Origin of the sequence: Rhodococcus sp. 14-2483-1-2 (assembly GCF_002259405.1) — a bacterium.
In the GTDB taxonomy this organism is placed as follows: Bacteria; Actinomycetota; Actinomycetes; order Mycobacteriales; family Mycobacteriaceae; genus Rhodococcoides.
In genome coordinates this window covers 61,006-77,451 of sequence record NZ_NPFW01000009.1, presented here as the reverse complement: position 1 = coordinate 77,451, position 16,446 = coordinate 61,006, and the positions used below count along the sequence as shown (strand labels likewise).

The 16,446-nt window shown below is 62.5% G+C and carries 16 protein-coding genes; 9 read left to right on the top strand and 7 right to left on the bottom strand.

Features of this window, described 5'->3' with window-relative positions; all coding sequences use genetic code 11:
- Positions 1-2: 2 nt before the first annotated feature.
- The 5 genes from CH295_RS09395 to dnaA all read right to left on the bottom strand — a co-directional run bounded on the left by CH295_RS09395 (position 3) and on the right by dnaA (position 6,107).
- Positions 3-566 (bottom strand): DUF721 family protein, encoded by a 564-nt coding sequence (locus tag CH295_RS09395; protein WP_037195312.1) that lies wholly within the window; start codon positions 564-566, stop codon positions 3-5.
- Positions 563-1,813, bottom strand: a complete 1,251-nt coding sequence (gene recF / locus CH295_RS09390; protein WP_094740505.1) for a DNA replication/repair protein RecF — start codon at positions 1,811-1,813, stop codon at positions 563-565. Before recF ends, CH295_RS09395 begins: the two co-directional genes overlap by 4 nt.
- Entirely contained in the window at positions 1,814-2,740 is a 927-nt protein-coding gene (gene gnd, locus CH295_RS09385; RefSeq protein ID WP_037195307.1) for a phosphogluconate dehydrogenase (NAD(+)-dependent, decarboxylating), read from the bottom strand.
- A 65-nt stretch (positions 2,741-2,805) separates the two neighbouring features.
- Positions 2,806-3,990 carry a DNA polymerase III subunit beta gene (gene dnaN / locus CH295_RS09380; RefSeq protein WP_037195305.1) on the bottom strand — a complete coding sequence of 395 codons (1,185 nt, stop codon included), beginning with the start codon at positions 3,988-3,990 and terminating at the stop codon, positions 2,806-2,808.
- A gap of 584 nt (positions 3,991-4,574) precedes the next feature.
- Positions 4,575-6,107 (bottom strand): chromosomal replication initiator protein DnaA, encoded by a 1,533-nt coding sequence (dnaA, locus tag CH295_RS09375; RefSeq protein ID WP_037195714.1) that lies wholly within the window; start codon positions 6,105-6,107, stop codon positions 4,575-4,577.
- Between the two features lie 619 nt (positions 6,108-6,726).
- On the opposite strand from dnaA, the gene rpmH reads away from it, so the two are divergent.
- From rpmH to CH295_RS09330, 9 genes are all read left to right on the top strand, one after another.
- Positions 6,727-6,870, top strand: coding sequence for a 50S ribosomal protein L34 (gene rpmH, locus CH295_RS09370; RefSeq protein WP_026347786.1), 144 nt, complete (start codon positions 6,727-6,729; stop codon positions 6,868-6,870).
- 30 nt (positions 6,871-6,900) lie between these two features.
- A complete protein-coding gene (rnpA, locus tag CH295_RS09365; RefSeq protein WP_037195303.1) occupies positions 6,901-7,281 on the top strand; it encodes a ribonuclease P protein component in 381 nt (126 codons plus the stop codon).
- Entirely contained in the window at positions 7,278-7,607 is a 330-nt protein-coding gene (yidD, locus tag CH295_RS09360) for a membrane protein insertion efficiency factor YidD (RefSeq protein ID WP_037195300.1), read from the top strand. The genes rnpA and yidD overlap by 4 nt, the downstream gene beginning before the upstream one ends.
- Before the next feature lie 4 nt (positions 7,608-7,611).
- Entirely contained in the window at positions 7,612-8,703 is a 1,092-nt protein-coding gene (gene yidC / locus CH295_RS09355; RefSeq protein WP_037195298.1) for a membrane protein insertase YidC, read from the top strand.
- A 25-nt stretch (positions 8,704-8,728) separates the two neighbouring features.
- Positions 8,729-9,406: a Jag family protein gene (locus CH295_RS09350; RefSeq protein ID WP_094740504.1), complete on the top strand. Its 678-nt coding sequence runs from the start codon at positions 8,729-8,731 to the stop codon at positions 9,404-9,406.
- Between the two features lie 1,562 nt (positions 9,407-10,968).
- Positions 10,969-11,646: a 16S rRNA (guanine(527)-N(7))-methyltransferase RsmG gene (gene rsmG, locus CH295_RS09345; RefSeq protein ID WP_094740599.1), complete on the top strand. Its 678-nt coding sequence runs from the start codon at positions 10,969-10,971 to the stop codon at positions 11,644-11,646.
- Between the two features lie 81 nt (positions 11,647-11,727).
- A complete protein-coding gene (locus CH295_RS09340; RefSeq protein ID WP_037195294.1) occupies positions 11,728-12,738 on the top strand; it encodes a ParA family protein in 1,011 nt (336 codons plus the stop codon).
- A 4-nt stretch (positions 12,739-12,742) separates the two neighbouring features.
- Positions 12,743-13,819, top strand: coding sequence for a ParB/RepB/Spo0J family partition protein (locus CH295_RS09335; RefSeq protein WP_037195292.1), 1,077 nt, complete (start codon positions 12,743-12,745; stop codon positions 13,817-13,819).
- 234 nt (positions 13,820-14,053) lie between these two features.
- Positions 14,054-14,734, top strand: a complete 681-nt coding sequence (locus CH295_RS09330) for a hypothetical protein (protein ID WP_094740503.1) — start codon at positions 14,054-14,056, stop codon at positions 14,732-14,734.
- 34 nt (positions 14,735-14,768) lie between these two features.
- Here the strand turns inward: CH295_RS09330 and CH295_RS09325 are convergent, their stop codons facing one another.
- Positions 14,769-15,962: an N-acetylmuramoyl-L-alanine amidase gene (locus tag CH295_RS09325; RefSeq protein ID WP_094740502.1), complete on the bottom strand. Its 1,194-nt coding sequence runs from the start codon at positions 15,960-15,962 to the stop codon at positions 14,769-14,771.
- A 135-nt stretch (positions 15,963-16,097) separates the two neighbouring features.
- Positions 16,098-16,430 (bottom strand): thioredoxin, encoded by a 333-nt coding sequence (gene trxA, locus CH295_RS09320; RefSeq protein ID WP_008711582.1) that lies wholly within the window; start codon positions 16,428-16,430, stop codon positions 16,098-16,100.
- Positions 16,431-16,446: the final 16 nt, after the last annotated feature.

Here is a 16,446-nt window from a genome sequence, read left to right as displayed (position 1 = left end):
CACTATCCGTACGTGTCGCGCGGGCCCCGTCCGCGCACGTGACGTTCTCCCTTTCTCCAGCTCTGCGTCGTCGGACCGGTGATACGCAGAGACGTCACCACGCCGTGACCGACGGCAGCTGCGATCTTGGCCAGAATCTGCGACTGCATCAGCCTCAACTGCGTCGCCCATGCCGTGGACTCCGCCGAAATACTCAACACTCCGTCCTTGAGACCGGTGGGGTCCGCATGAGCCGAGATGTCCTCGCCGACCACGCTCGGCCACCGGCCCAGCACCGCGCCCTCGGACACCTTGGCCGACCACCCACGCTTGGACGCGATCGAATTCGCCAACGCCCCGAAGGCCTGGGGATCACGGTCGTCCGGTCCGGCACCCGACCAACCGCGTCTACGACGCCCCCGCAGCGCTCGAACTCCGCCGGTGGGCGACGACCGTCCCTGTCCAACCGATTTGCCACTGGCCTTGGCTGCGGCCCGCGCGTCCTCGAGTGCTCGACGCGCCAGATCGACGCCTTTCAGTTCCGGTACTTCACCGTTGTCTGTGGGCGATGCCTCGTCGTCGGTCATGGAACCTCACCTTCCGAACGTGCTATGCCGTTGTCGTCCGACAGGTCCGAGATTCGCGAGATACGTCCTGCTGCACCGGAATCCGAACTCTGCGTCGCCTCGACCCCGTACCGTCGAGCATCGAGTTCGGGAGGGACGTCCTCCGGTACCGCCGCCGTGATGAGGACCTGCTCTGCGCCGGCGGCCACCGTCGCCAGCGCCGTGCGCCTCTTGCGGTCGAGCTCGGCGAACACGTCGTCGAGCATCAGAACCGGGTCGGTGCCGTCCTCTCGCAACAGCGCAAAGGACCCGAGCCGCAACGACAGTGCATACGACCACGATTCACCATGGCTGGCAAAGCCTTTGGTCGGTTGATCACCGAGCATCAATTCCAGGTCGTCGCGGTGCGGTCCCACCAGACACACCCCACGTTCGATCTCGCGCTGCCTCATCACCGAAAGTTGGTGAAGGAAAGCAGCTTCCAGCACATCGATGTCATCGGTCTCGGGTGCGCGATCGGCATCGGAGAATTCCGGTGGGAGGGCATCGGCAAGACTGCAACGGTAGGCAACGGCAGCCAACCGCGATTCCGGTGCGATCGAACTGTAGGCCTGTTGCACGAAAGGCATCAGCTCGTGCACCAAAGCTATTCTGGCAGCGAGCAATCGAGCTCCATGAGCCGCGAGATGACCATCCCAGACGTCCAAGGTGGCAAGGGCACTCGCGCCGTCGCCGGACGACGCTCCGCGGCGCAACGATCCACTCGCTGTCTTCAGCAGAGCCGATCGCTGCCGCAGAACCTTGTCGTAATCGGCACGGACAGTGGCCATTCGAGGAATGCGGCTGGTGAGCAGCTCGTCGAGATAGCGTCGTCGCTCGCCGGGATCGCCGCGGACCAGCGAGAGATCCTCGGGAGCGAACAGCACACTCTGCAACACGCCCAGAATCTCGCGTGGGCGCCGCAGTGGTGACCTGTTCATCCGAGCCTTGTTGGCTCTACCTTCGAGAAGCTCGACATCGATGATCAGTTCGCGACCGTGATTGACCACGGCACTGCCCACGAACGCCTTGGCGGCACCTGCCCTGATCATCGGAGCGTCCGACGACACGCGATGGGAGGACAACGTCGACAGATAGTTGATCGACTCGAGCAGATTGGTCTTGCCGTGTCCGTTCGGCCCCACGAACACGGTCGAGCCCGGTCCGAGGTCGACGGTGAGGTCGTCCCAGGATCGGAAATCGTGTAGCTGCAGAGACCGGACGAACACTTACTCGGTGTTCTTCGGCGCCGGGGCGCGCAGGGTCTCGTCGGCGTCGGCCTTCTTGACCGCATGCCCGCCGAACTGATTCCGCAGTGCCGAAACAGCCTTCATGGCAGGCGAATCCTCTTGCCGCGACGCAAATCTCGCGAACAACGCCGCAGAGATCACAGGCGCGGGGACAGCGTGACGAATGGCTTCCTCGACGGTCCAGCGGCCCTCACCGGAATCCTCGGTGTACCCGGAGATCTCACTGAACTCCGGATCCTGACCGAGCGCTTCGACCAGTAGATCGAGCAGCCACGACCGCACGACCGTGCCCTTGCTCCAGGCCCGAAGCACTCCTTGCACGTCCTGCACGAGTTCTTCGGCTTCGAGGATCTCGTAACCCTCGGCATACGCCTGCATCAGCCCGTACTCGATGCCGTTGTGCACCATCTTCGAGTAGTGACCGGCACCGACCGGACCGGCGTGAACGAAACCGTCCGCGCGCTCGCCCTCGGGACGCAGTGCATCGAAGATCGGCATCGCACGGGCGACATGCTCGTCCTGGCCACCGACCATCAGGCCGTAGCCGTTCTTCAGGCCCCAGACGCCACCGGATACTCCGGCATCGATGTAGCCGATTCCCTTGGCGTCCAACAACTCTGCGTTGGGCTTGTCGTCGGTGAACCGAGAGTTGCCGCCGTCGATCACCAGATCGCCCGGCTCGAGCACATCGGCCAGACCGGTGACGGTATCGCGGGTGATCTTGCCCGACGGAACCATCACCCACACCACGCGGGGCGCCGTCAACGCCTGCGCCAGACCGGCCAGTGACGGGGTATCGGTCACCTCGGGTCGAGGGTCGTAACCGACGACCTCGTGACCGTGCTCACGCAGTCTCTCGCGCATGTTGAAGCCCATTTTTCCGAGACCGACCAAGCCCAGCTGCATGATGAGGCGTCCTTGTCTGTGTCAGGTGCGAAAGTTCCCGCGGGTTCAACAGTAACGAGGCTGGATCAGCCCGGCAGCCTGACCGGCATCAGCAAGTACGTGTACTCGGACTGCGGCGCCGCGAACTTGCCTGCGTCATCGGGCACGAGTTCCTCGTCCGAGGTCGGCCGCAGCACTGCGGGCCGGCTCGGCGTGGTGAATCCGAAGGTGACCTTCTCGCTGTGCAACGACGACAGTCCGTCGATGAGGTAGCCGGGGTTGAACGCGATGGTCAGTGCCTCGCCCTGGAAATCGGCAGGCAGTGCCTCCTCGGCGCGGCCTGCATCGTCGCCACCTGCAGAGAGCAACACGCCCTCGGCGTTGAATTCGAGGCGCACCTGCGCGCCACGCTCGGCAACGAGAGCCACACGCTTGATGGCCTCGATGAGCGATGCGATCTCGAGGGTCGCCACCGCAGTGTGCTCGGCCGGCAGCAACTGACGGAACTTCGGGAATTCGGCATCGAGCAGACGCGTGGTGGTGCGGCGCCCGTCGCTGACGATGCCCAGCAAACCGTCGCTACCGATGGACGAGCCGGAACCGAGGGCCAGCTCGACCGGTGAGCCGGAATTACCACCGAGCGTTTTTGCCGACTCGGACAGAGTCTTGGCCGGGATGAGCACCGCGGTGGTGGTGTCGGCCCCGGCGGGAGCCCATTCCACCTCACGAACCGCCAACCGGAAACGGTCGGTGGCCGCGAGAACGACGTTGGTGCCGTCGATCTCCACACGGATACCGGTGAGCATGGGAAGCGTGTCGTCCTTGCCCGCCGCAATCGCGACCTGGGCGATCGCCTCGGAGAAGACATCACCGGCCAGCGAACCGGTGTTGCTGGGCAACTCGGGGAGCTGCGGGTAATCCTCCACCGGCATCGTCGGCAGCGAGAACTTGGCGCTTCCGCAGTTGACCAGAACGCGGGTGCCGTCGACCGTGACGTCGACCGGCTTGTTCGGCAGCGACTTGGTGATATCGGCAAGTAGCTTGCCCGACACCAGGACTCGGCCGGCAGTGGCAACTTCGGCCGACACTTTGACCTGAGCGGAGACCTCGTAGTCGAATCCGGAAACCGTCAGACCCTGCTCGTCGGCAGCGAGAAGAACTCCACCGAGAACGGGAACGGGCGGCCGAGACGGCAGGCTACGGGCTACCCACGCGACGGAATCGGAAAAATCTTCACGAGCAACGCGAAACTTCAAACTTCCAAGCTCCATCGCTCGGCATTTCCTCTCGTTCGGTGGTGTTCGTCGTCATGGCCGGAGCGGTGCAACCACGATGGTTGCGGCTCGAACCGATGCAAGGACGAGTGTGGCACATCCAGCGCAAGCACACCGTATGCCCTCCGAACCGAAGACGGAAGCGCGAGGGTCACGCCGAACGTGGGATTCGGGTGATCTTGGGGGGCCTGTGAACGGATCGTTCCCCAACACCTGTTTTCAAAGAAGTTCTTTCAAGGAGAAAACAGAAATATTAATAGGTCCTGTGGAATCTGTGCACGGACCATTCGATCCGCTGGTGGCCGAGCGTGGTGTCGTGGGGATGAACTCGGGACCAATACGTGGTTGACGACCGGCTGCCTGTGGACGAATCACATCGGTGCACAGGCGCCCACACTCCATCCCCAGAACTTCGATGTTGTCCACATGGTTATCCACAGGTGTGAATCAATGGTCGGCGCCTCCAGAAATCGAGGAATCTGCGTCGAGAATCGCTCCGGCGAACGACGGGAAAACAGCGACGGCACCGAACCCGCGATGGGATTCGGTGCCGTCGTCCGGGATCGTTCGTTGCCGGTTGCCTACCGCTTCGAGCGCTGCTTGATCCGCGCGGTCAGCTCCTGAACCTGGTCGTACACCTTGCGACGCTCGGTCATCTCCTTGCGAATCTTCTTGTCCGCGTACATCACCGTCGTGTGGTCCCGGCCGAACGTCTGGCCGATCTTGGGCAACGACAGATCGGTGAGCTCCCGGCAGAGATACATCGCGATCTGCCTGGCCATGGCCAGTGCTCTGGCCTTACCCGGCCCACACAGGTCCTCGATGGAGGTGTTGAAGTACTCCGCGGTCACGGCCATGATCGTGGCCGCATTGATCTCCAGACTCGACGAATCGGGGATGAGATCGCGGAGAACCACCTCGGCCAGAGTGAGGTCGAGTGCTTGTCCGTTGAGCGATGCGAACGCCGTCACTCGGATGAGGGCGCCTTCGAGCTCACGAATATTGCGCTCGATTCGGCTGGCGATGAGCTCGAGCACGTCGTGCGGCACGTCGAGCCGGTCCATCCGAGCCTTCTTGCTCAGAATGGCGATCCGCGTCTCCAGTTCGGGCGGCTGCACATCGGTGATCAGGCCCCACTCGAAGCGGGTACGAAGCCGCTCCTCGAGCGTGGCCAACTGCTTCGGTGGGCGGTCGGACGAGACGACGATCTGTTTGTTCGCGTTGTGCAGGGTGTTGAAGGTGTGGAAGAACTCCTCCTGGATGCCTTCCTTGCCCTCGATGAACTGGATGTCGTCGACGAGCAGTACGTCGGTCTCCCGGTAGCGGCGCTTGAACGCCACCTTGCGGTCGTCACGAAGACTGTTGATGAAGTCGTTGGTGAATTCCTCGGTCGAAACGTACTTCACGCGCATGCCCGGGAACAGGCGCTGCGCATAGTGCCCGGCCGCGTGCAGGAGGTGAGTCTTGCCCAGACCCGACGCCCCCCACACGAACAGCGGGTTGTAGGCGCGAGCAGGTGCTTCGGCAATCGCCACCGCGGCTGCGTGAGCGAATCGATTGGAGGCGCCGATGACGAAGGTGTCGAAGGTGTACTTCGAGTTGAGGCTGTTGGCACCCGAAGAAGGAGGAGTCGACTCGGGAGGTTTCGTGAAGTACGTCGGCCACGAGTTCTGGACGCTTGCGAGAGCCTCGCGTTCGTCGTCGACCTCTTCGTAGTCGGCCGTCTCGGAGTCCGACGGCTCGTCGTCTCTGCTGGTCAGGACGCGGCGCCGATAAGTCGGAGAACTGGGGGCATCGGGGTACGGCGATCGCTCGGAGTCGATCTTCTCGTCCTCGGGAGCGGAGATACGCACTCCGAGTCCCTCGACACCCTGTCCCAGGTGACGCCCGAGGGCGCCGAGAATGGGTTCGCGAAGATCTCGTTCGATCGCTTCCTGCGCAAAAGTCGACGGAACTGCGAGCAGTGCGAAGCCCTGCGTCAATGTCAGCGGTTTGACCAGCGCGAGCCAGGCCTTCTGGCCTTTGGTCAGCGGCGACCCACTGTGTCGGTCGGATGTGAGCTCCGCGACCACCTCGGGCCAGATGCGCGCGAGCGCATCCGGATCGTCGTTCACGTTGGGCCCTCCGTCGTCGAGCATTGGTCTCGGGCGGTGTTCGACGCGTGAATTCGCGCGTCGTTTCGTACCCGCGCGGCAACGTCGTCGGATAGCGTCGTCGTTCGTGCGTCGCTGCGGCCGAGACCAGGGTCCGTGGGTGGACCCCGCAAGGTACGAATATGCCACCTGAACTGTGTTTCCACACAATTATCCACAGGTGTGGATAAACGACACCGATGTGACCCCAGAACGCGTTCGGGCTCGTGGTATGGCAATTGCGCCAGTCTGACCTGCACCGATGCCGACTGTCTGTAGTGCGATCGAACGAATTGTGTCGCAGCGTGTGGTCGTCCGGCGACGATTTCGACGCACATCACACCATCGGTGGCCGGAAACCGGCACTGCCTGTGTATGAACCACGGCGCTCGTGGCTCGAGAGCGAGTTTGACCGGCGGTGACTCGATCAGTACTCTCGAACAGTCACCCAATAGCGAGGTGGCCGATGCTTGCTGGCTGCTCACAGTCTGTCTTCACTCGGATTTCTCGCTCGGGAGGCAAGCAAGTTCATCCGGACTCGCTGAGAACCTTTCCAGCAGGCGCCGACAGATCGGCGTTTCAATCTCGAGGAGTGTTGACCGTGGCCAAGGGCAAGCGGACGTTCCAGCCGAACAATCGCCGCCGCGCGCGCGTTCATGGCTTCCGTCTTCGTATGCGTACCCGTGCGGGTCGTGCAATCGTTTCCGCACGTCGCGGCAAGGGCCGTAAAGAACTCACAGCCTGATATCTGTTCGTCCGAAGCTTGGAGCTCGGGATGCTTCCTGAGCCGAATCGACTACACCGAGCACGTGATTTCTCCGTAGCGGTGCGTCGAGGACGCCGAATGGGTAGATCGGATCTTGTGGTTCACGCCGTAGTGCGTGACGAACAGGACATCGCATCGACCGTTCGCGGGCCACGTTTCGGATTGATCGTCAGCAAGGCAGTCGGGCCGGCCGTAACTCGTCATCGAGTTGCGCGCCGGCTTCGGCATATCTGTACCGACGTCATCGGTGAGCTCCCCGAGACCACCGACGTGGTGATCCGTGCACTGCCCGGAGCTGCGAGGGCGTCCTCGGCAGATCTACTGGTTCAACTGCGTTCAGGATTGAAGAAGCTCGGTCTTCTCGAAGCTCCGAAGGGTCCGCCGTCATGACATTCATGGGCAACCTTCGTTCCATTCCTGCTCGAACACTCGTCTATTTCATCGGGTTGTACCGGACCTACGTGTCCCCGATGAGACCTCCCACCTGTCGCTTCTCCCCCACCTGCAGCGAATACGCCATCGAGGCGCTCCAGGTACACGGGATGACGAAGGGCTCGTTGCTGGCAGTCGTCCGCCTCCTCAAATGTGCTCCCTGGCACTCTGGAGGTTGGGACCCGGTACCCGAACCCGGTAGGTGGCGCGCGATCGTCACCGAACCGACCGAAACCGAAGAACACCACGATCTCGCGCGAGTGGAAGAACAGAGGAGTACATAGAGCCGTGCTCGACTTCATTTACTACCCGGTTGCCTGGATTCTCTGGGTGTGGCACAAGGTGTTCGGCTTTGTGTTCCAGGATCCCAGCAATGGGTTCGCCTGGGCACTGTCCGTCGTCTTCCTGGTCTTCACCCTCCGCCTGATTCTGTACAAGCCCTTCGTCAAGCAGGTCCGCACCACGCGGCAGATGCAGGAGCTACAGCCGCAGATCAAGGCTCTGCAGAAGAAGTACGGCAAAGACAAGCAGAAGATGGCCGTGGAGATGCAGAAGCTCCAGAAGGAACACGGCTTCAATCCGCTGATGGGTTGCCTGCCCGTGCTGGCGCAGGCACCGGTGTTCATCGGCCTGTTCCACGTGCTGCGCTCGTTCAACCGCACCGGTACCGGCTTCGGCCAGCTCGGGTTGACCCCCGAGGAGAACCGCGAGCTGTCCAACTACGCGTTCAACGTGGCCGACGTGCAGTCCTTCCTGGACGCCCGTCTGTTCGGCGCTCCGATCTCGGCGTGGATCACCATGCCGCAGGATCAGCTCAACGCGTTCGCCGTGGGTCCCGACGCCACCATTCCGTCCACGTGGGTCATCGCTGCTGTGTCGATCCCGCTGATGATCATCGCAGCGATCATGACGCACATGAACTCCCGTGCCTCGGTTGCACGCCAGAGCGCAGCCGCTGCTGCGAACCCGCAGTCCGCGATCATGAACAAGCTCGCGCTCTACGTCTTCCCGCTCGGCGTTCTGGTGTTCGGCGCCCTGCTTCCCGTCGCGATCCTGCTGTACTGGGTCAGTAACAACACCTGGACGTACGTGCAGCAGCATCTGGTGTTCGGAAAGATCGACAAGGAAGAAGCATCCAAGGCCGCAGTTGCGATGGAGAAGCGTTCCGAGAACGCGCCGAAGCCGGGTGTGAAGCCGGTGTCCACCACCAAGCCGAAGCCCGGTGCTCGCCCCAAGCTCTCGAAGATGACGCCGACGAGCGATTCGTCGACGGCCGAGACCGGCGAGGGCATTGCCGATTCGACCACCGGTGCTGCATCACCGGCGAAACCGAGACCGCAGGCGAACCGGAACAAGTCGACCAAGCGCAAGCGGCGCTGACCGACACGTCGAGAGAAGGACGAACATGGCAGCGGACGTAGAAGAAGCTCAGAACGACGAAGTACAGAACACAGTCGGTGCGGTATCCGGGGATGGAGCAAGTGACGTGGCGGTCGAGGCCGATCAGGTGAGTGCAGTCGACGTGGAGTCGAACGAGACTCCTGTGGTCGAGAAGTCCGAGGATTCGAGCGTCGTCGAGGACAAGTCCGACGATGCGTCGGACGAGGACGATGAGGACGAGGAGGACTACCTGGTCGAAGAAGGCGAGATCGCCGGCGACTACCTCGAGCAGTTGCTCGACGTCCTGGACTTCGACGGCGATATCGATCTCGACGTGGAGGGTGACCGCGCCATCGTCAGCATCGACGGCGGAGACGATCTCGCCAAGCTCGTCGGCCGCAAGGGTGAAGTTCTCGATGCACTGCAGGAGCTGACTCGTCTCGCCGTTCAGCAGTCGACGGGTGAGCGCAGCAAGCTGATGCTCGACGTCGCCGGCTGGCGTGCGAATCGGCGGACCGAACTCGGCAACCTCGGTGCCGAAGCAGCGCGTCGTGTACTCGAATCCGGAGAGCGCGAAGAGCTGACCCCGATGACCCCGTTCGAGCGAAAGATCGTGCACGACGCGGTCGCCAAGATCGACGGCGTCGCGAGCGAGAGCACCGGCGTCGAGCCGGCTCGACGAGTAGTCGTCGTCAAGGCGTAACAGAGCGTTCCAATCGATGGCCCCCACTTCGGTGGGGGCCATCGTCGTATCCGGATGTTCTGGATCCGTCGGCGGAATCTCATCGATGTAATTTGCTCGACGGCTGCCAATGGGTGCGCGGTTGGGATCGATTTTCTCGCCGGATTCTCGAGATCAGGCATGCACTGCGCTTTCGTCACTGTGACGGCAAAGACGACGGTGATTCTTCTGCTCCGTTGCGCGTTGGTCGGGTTTGTTTCACGTGAAACACGCCGCATGCGAGGCGCGAACATTGGTGGCCGAAACTTCGATGGAGATGTAGCTCGCGGAGGGCTGTCGTTCGACCGACCGCCCGGATAGATGCACGGGCGTCGGTTTCAGTCAGTTGCGAATCCGGGCAACCGATCGAGCTGGTCCGGATCTCGGGCGGTTTCACGTGAAACAAAGCGGCGACGATCAGAGTCCATCGACTTCTGGTCAGCACAGGACACCCGGTCACAATGGATCTGGTGTCAGGGCCGAATCGATTCGATCCAGATCGGCCTTTGTCGGGTTCAGCGATCGAGTCCACTGAGCGGGTCTCTGCCGGTGGCCCTACCCATGATGTCGTGACCATCCCTCAGTGGCGCGACCTGTGCCAGTTGTGAGGGGCTGGAGTCGCACTCCACGAGATGTCGACGATCCATCGGTACTGGATCCATCCAAGGCAATCGGATTGCAGGGATGGCACCGCTAGTCGGAGGTTCGGGCTGTGACCATCCTCGGCAGGCCATCCAGGCGCGTGGAGCCGAGGTTGTCATGAGCGGTGCCGATCGAGAAGCTCGATGTTCTCGATTCGGAGAGACGGGCCGGAGAGACCGGCCGGAGTGCGTTCGGGACTGCCGGACATCGACAGGACGCTCGTGTGGGTCGTCGAGTCCGTGGGCGATGTGGATGACCGGTAGATGCAAATGATCTGTGGATGCGGCTGCGAGTTCGGATGCGCGAGTAGGTGCTCGAGTCGATCATGATGCGATCGGGAACATCTACGTCTCGGGGCCGCTCCCCCCGACTGTGGCCGTGACTGGAACCGCGGGTGCCCGGAACTGTGCTTGTCGTGGGACGAGATTCGCTCGTGTCCCCATCGTCCGCGGATCCACTCCCCCCGGACAACGCCGGCTCCAGCTGGTGCCCAGTTTCACGTGAAACATTGTCATCGTTCATCGGTTGCGTCACGGACGTGTTTGCAGACATGGACGCGATCGATGTCCGGGTGTATATCAACGCGTGGGGTTAGGGATGGGCGGCCGACATTGATGTGGCCGACACTTCGCCCTGTGAGGGCTAAGAAATGGCGCGGCGGCATCGGCCACACCATGCCGGTTCGGGTCGGTAGATCTGGCCGGAAGACCGAGGACGGGACAGCTCCATCCGTTGGCCCGACTCGGCCGAACATCGGCATGCGCTTCGTTCGTGAATGGATGAGCGGCTCCGTCCGAGTGTCGCCCGTCAGTTGCCCGCTCTGCGGCCGATTGTGAAGTGGAGAGCGTATTCGACCGATTTACAGCAATGTCGTTTGGCGTTCCGTGCCCGGGCACGGGAAGATGTTTCACGTGGAACAAGAAGGATCGGATAGCAACCAGTTGATGGCCGTGGCGGAGCAGATCTTCGGTGATCGGCTCGAGTTGGCACGGAGGTATTACGACTCCTTGGCGACGGCCGGTGTCGAACGAGGCCTCATCGGACCGCGTGAAGTTCCACGGCTGTGGGAGCGACACATCCTCAACTGTGCGGCGATCGGCGAGCTGATCGATGAAGGCGAGACCGTTGTGGATATCGGCAGTGGCGCGGGCTTGCCCGGAATCCCGCTGGCGATCGCGCGACCCGATCTGCGCGTGACCCTCGTCGAGCCCCTTCTTCGCCGAACCGTGTATCTCGCCGAATTCATCGACGAACACGATCTGAACATCTTGGTCGTGCGTGGCCGCGCGGAACAGCCCGGCGTCAAGAAGGAAGCCGGCGGTGCCGATGTGGTCACGTCGAGAGCGGTGGCGCCATTGGAGAAGCTGGCGAAGTGGTCACTCCCCCTGGTCCATGAGCACGGGCGCATGCTGGCTCTCAAGGGTTCGAGCGCCGCAGAAGAGATCGAACGCGACCGGACTTCCCTCACTCGGATGGGTGCTGGCAAGCTGGAGGTAGTGGAGTGTGGAGTGGGTCTGTTGCCCACTCCCACCATCGTCGTCAGAGCGGTGCGTGAGCCGCGGAGACTGAGTCGTCACTGATTTCGATCGTGGGCTCGTACGTCCCACGCTCGATCTGATCGATCGTATTGAACACAGTCAGTTCCGCACTAAGGAGCACATATGTCGGGTGGGTCCGATCCCGCTGTTTCACGTGAAACAGCGTCCAAGAAGAACGCGTCGAGCAACTCGGGGAACAAGTCGGGGGTGGCGGCCAACTCCGGGTTCGAGTACACCAACGCGATCTCACCGAACGACACTCCCATCGGCGCCGCGGCACATCGAGCCAGCCAAGTTCTGCATCCCGGATCGGTGTCGCTGCCCAAGCCTGCGAAGCGACGCATGCTGACGATTGCCAATCAGAAGGGCGGCGTCGGGAAGACGACGACCGCCGTGAACCTGGCTGCCGCACTCGCACTCCAAGGCCTGACGGTTCTGGTGGTCGATCTGGACCCTCAGGGCAACGCCAGCACGGCGTTGGGCGTCGAGCATCACTCCGGTGTGCCATCCAGCTACGAGGTCCTCATCGGTGAGGTGAGCGCCAAGGACGCAGTGCAGAAGAGTCCGCACAGCGACAGGCTGTTCTGTATTCCGGCAACCATCGATCTCGCCGGCGCAGAGATCGAATTGGTGTCGATGGTCGCCCGCGAAGGGCGCCTCAAAACGGCGCTGTCGGTGGAGGAGCTCGCCGGCATCGACGCTGACTTCATCCTGATCGACTGCCCCCCGTCGCTCGGTCTGCTGACGGTCAACGCGCTCGTCGCTGCGACCGAGGTGCTCATCCCCATTCAATGCGAGTACTACGCACTCGAAGGTGTGGGCCAGCTCCTTCGCAATATCGAGCTGGTGCAGTCACATCTGAATCCCGAACTCCACGTCTCCACCGTGATCCTGACGATGTACGACGGGCGCACCAAGTTGGCAGACCAGGTCGCGGAAGAGGTTCGCAAGCACTTCGGCGACGCCGTCCTGCGCGCCGTCATTCCTCGCAGCGTGAAGGTATCCGAAGCTCCCGGGTACGGCATGACGGTGTTGGATTACGACCCCGGTTCACGAGGTGCGATGAGCTACCTGGACGCCGGACGAGAGCTCGCTGCCCGATCGGCCGGCATCGACGAAGCACGAAAGAAGTAACCAGATGAGCTCAACGCGCAAAGGTGGTCTGGGCCGCGGCCTGGCCTCACTGATCCCCACCGGACCTGACGCCGGCCCACGTCTGGGCAACGCTGCAGCAGACGTGATCATCGGGGCCGATCGCAACGCGAAGGACCGTCCGGACACGTCCACCAAGCCGAAACGAACCGCACCGGCCGACGAGCCCACCGAGACCGCGACGGCACCCACACCGACACCGCCGGTGCTGAGTGGAGACGACCTCTCCCCCGTCGGCGCCGTCTACCGCGAGATCGCACCGGATCGAATCGAAGCCAATCCGAAGCAGCCGAGGCACGTCTTCGACGACGACTCGTTGGCCGAATTGGTCCACTCGATCCGCGAATTCGGGCTCATGCAGCCCATCGTGGTTCGTCTCGTATCGGGTTCCGCTGCCGCCGGAGACGCGAAATATCAGCTCGTCATGGGCGAGCGTCGGTGGCGAGCAAGCCAGGAAGCCGGCCTCGAGTCGATCCCCGCGATCGTTCGGGAAACCGCAGACGACGCCATGTTGCGCGATGCCTTGCTCGAGAACATCCATCGGGTGCAGCTCAATCCGCTCGAAGAAGCGGCCGCGTATCAACAGCTGCTCGAAGAATTCGACGTCACGCACGAGGAACTGGCCGCGAAAATCGGTCGGTCACGTCCGGTCGTCACCAACATGATTCGTCTGTTGAAGCTGCCGATTCCCGTGCAACGACGAGTCGCTGCCGGAGTTCTGTCGGCCGGCCACGCCCGCGCCTTGCTGTCGCTGGACGCTGGGTCGGATGCGCAGGAGTCGTTGGCGGCGCGAATCGTCGCCGAAGGTCTGTCCGTTCGCGCGACCGAAGAGGCCGTCACCCTTGCCAATCGGGAGGACGGAAAGAGCCCGGAACCGGCACCCCGGCGCAAGCCGATTCAGATGCCGGGCCTCCAGGACGTCGCCGATCGCCTCTCGGATTCGTTCGATACACGGGTGACGGTCAGTCTCGGCAAGCGAAAAGGGAAGATCGTGGTCGAATTCGGTTCGGTCGACGACCTTCAGAGGATCGTCGAGATGATGGAAGCGCAGAAGAAAAAGTAGCGGCGATTTTTCAGGACCAGTCATAAGCGGTCGAAACGTCACTGTGACGTAGCTCGGTCGGAGGCGGTCCCGAAATCTCGAAATCCGCTCGAAAAATACTGTGATACAACACATTTGAATGATCGGCTCCACCCGACGGGTTAAACGAATCAATCGCCTATCCTGATCGAGGAGCGGATCGGCTCCGATCGAGAATTCTCGCGGTGAACGAGAGCACGAAGGCTGAGGTAAGCGGTGTCGGCGATGGTGACCGGAGTGACGCTCGGTTCGTTCGAGCACTTGCCGACGCATTCGCGGCGATGCAGCTTCTGGGTCCTCGACCCCGCATCGGAGAGTTCCTCGGTCGACCTCGAATTCGAGAACGAAGTATGGCTGTCGACCATCATGCTCGAATGGGGATCGTGCGGGCAGTTGCTGTCCGTCGACGGCAGGACGATCGGATGCGCCCTCTACTGTCCACCCCGCGCAGTTCCGCGGGCGACGACGTTCCCGACATCGCCGGTCAGTCACGATGCTGTTCTACTGACCCAACTCCGGATCGATTCGCCGGACGACGCGGACCTGCATTCGGCCACGCTGATTCAGGCGGTCGTGGGCGATCTCGTCAATCGTGGAGTTCGCGCTCTGGAGGCGTTCGGTATTCGGCGCAACGCCGACGATGCTGCGCAGGCGGTTCCGAACGCCACGGCGCAGCTGACGTGTTCGGCGTCGACGTGCATGATCGAAGCGGACTTCCTCGAGAAGGTCGGGTTCGAGGTCATTGCTCCCCACCACAGATTCCCGAGACTGAGGCTCGAGCTCGATCGCGATCACGGGTGGAAGCAGGATGTCGAGTCTGCACTCGAGCAGCTACTGATCGCGGCCAGCATCTCCGTCGTCGACATCGAGCAGAAGTCGACGGTCGGGGCGCGCTGACCGTTCACCGACCGACGCGTTCGCGCGCGGTAGGTCAGGGGCGATCGGAGGCAGCGAGCTCTTCGGCGAGCAACTCGGCGAAGGTGAACGTTCCGGTCGGCTGATCGTCCTGACCGAGTAGGTACAGGCGCTTCACGGCGATCAGAACCGCTTCGGCGATGATGTCGCGGAACCGCGGGTCGCTGAGAACTTCGACGTCGGATTCGTTGGTGAGGTAGCCGAGGTCGATCTGGATGGTCGGCATGTTGGTCAGGCGCAACAGATCCCACGTGCGGCCATGGCTGCGGCAGTCGAGAAGCGGTGTGCGGGCGACGATTTCACGCTGCACATAGCTGGTCAGTACTTGGCCGATCATCGAGGTGGATCCGTGCGAGTTACCGAAGTGGAAGCTCGCGACGCCGTTGGCCACGGGGCTGGTGCTCGATGCGCAGCGCAACGAGATCATCAGATCGGCACCCCAGGCGTTGGCCGTCTCGGCGCGGTCGGCGACCGAAGGATTGGTACCGCGCGCACGGGAGAGGAAGGTCTCCATTCCGGTCGCGGCCATGCGGCCTTCGAGTCGACTCGCCAGATCCCAGAGAATCTCGGATTCGGATACACGGCCGAAGGCTCCGTCGACGATGCGTCCGGTGTCGGCTCCACCGAGATCGGGATCGATCACGATGCGCTTGCCGGTCAACTGCGGTCCGGACTTGCGAACGAGTTCTTCCTCGCTCATGGCGTGAGGGGATCCACCGGTGACGCGAGTTCCGAGAAGGTCGAGGGAGCGCAGGGTCGCCGGGCCACAGATGCCGTCCGGGGAGAGTCCGATCTCGCGCTGGAACGAAGACAGGCCCTCGTGTGTGCGGGGGCCGAAGAAGCCGTCGACGCGTTCGTTGTAGAAGCCGAGATCCTGCAGCCTCGTTTGCAACGAGGCGACATCGTCGCCGTACAGCGGAGCGGACAGCTGGTAGATGAGGGTTCGAGCGCCGAGATGGTACGACGCTTCCTTCAGCGCGCGATACGTGGCCGGGCCGACCACACCGTCGACCAGCAGACCGCGATGCTGCTGGAATGCGCGTACGGCACCCCCGAGGGCACCGTCGAAGACGGAACCGGGAGCTGTCCAGTGGCCGTCGTCCATCGGGCCGGGGGGAACGACTGCTTCGTGAAGAAATCCGAGAGCCGACAGAGTGCCGCGGACCTCGGCGACGGCGGGTCCGGAATCGCCGTGACTGAGTTCCTGCATCCTCGACAAAGCCTCTCGATCGTTCCGACGGCACTCACACTTGCAGCTGATGTGCCGATGCCGAAGCATCGGCACATCCGATGATTGTCGCAGAAAGACTGGCTTCCGCTGCAATCCACACTGGGTGTGGGTGAGTCAGATAACGCCTTCGAGGTCCTTGAGCAGCGCGGCCTTGCCCTTTGCGCCGACAATTTGCTTGACCGGCTTGCCACCCTGGAAGAGGATCAGCGTGGGAATCGACATGACCTTGAAGTCGCGAGCAGCCTGCGGGTTGGCGTCGATGTCGAGCTTGGCGATGGTGAGCTTGTCCTTGTGCTCGGCCGCGATTTCCTCGAGAACCGGGGCGACCATCTTGCACGGGCCGCACCAGGTGGCCCAGAAGTCGACCAGGACGGGCTTCTCACTGGTCAGAACATCGTCGACGAACGACGCGTCGGTGATGGTGACTGTGCTCTTGTCGTCGGACATTGTGTATCTCCTCGAT

Coding starts and splice junctions, on each gene's coding strand:
- CH295_RS09395 (WP_037195312.1), bottom strand. CDS start 566: ATGACCGACGACGAGGCATCGCCCACAGACAACGGTGAAGTACCGGAA.
- gnd (WP_037195307.1), bottom strand. CDS start 2,740: ATGCAGCTGGGCTTGGTCGGTCTCGGAAAAATGGGCTTCAACATGCGC.
- dnaN (WP_037195305.1), bottom strand. CDS start 3,990: ATGGAGCTTGGAAGTTTGAAGTTTCGCGTTGCTCGTGAAGATTTTTCC.
- rnpA (WP_037195303.1), top strand. CDS start 6,901: ATGCTTCCTGAGCCGAATCGACTACACCGAGCACGTGATTTCTCCGTA.
- yidD (WP_037195300.1), top strand. CDS start 7,278: ATGACATTCATGGGCAACCTTCGTTCCATTCCTGCTCGAACACTCGTC.
- CH295_RS09350 (WP_094740504.1), top strand. CDS start 8,729: ATGGCAGCGGACGTAGAAGAAGCTCAGAACGACGAAGTACAGAACACA.
- rsmG (WP_094740599.1), top strand. CDS start 10,969: ATGTTTCACGTGGAACAAGAAGGATCGGATAGCAACCAGTTGATGGCC.
- CH295_RS09340 (WP_037195294.1), top strand. CDS start 11,728: ATGTCGGGTGGGTCCGATCCCGCTGTTTCACGTGAAACAGCGTCCAAG.
- CH295_RS09335 (WP_037195292.1), top strand. CDS start 12,743: ATGAGCTCAACGCGCAAAGGTGGTCTGGGCCGCGGCCTGGCCTCACTG.
- CH295_RS09325 (WP_094740502.1), bottom strand. CDS start 15,962: ATGCAGGAACTCAGTCACGGCGATTCCGGACCCGCCGTCGCCGAGGTC.
- trxA (WP_008711582.1), bottom strand. CDS start 16,430: ATGTCCGACGACAAGAGCACAGTCACCATCACCGACGCGTCGTTCGTC.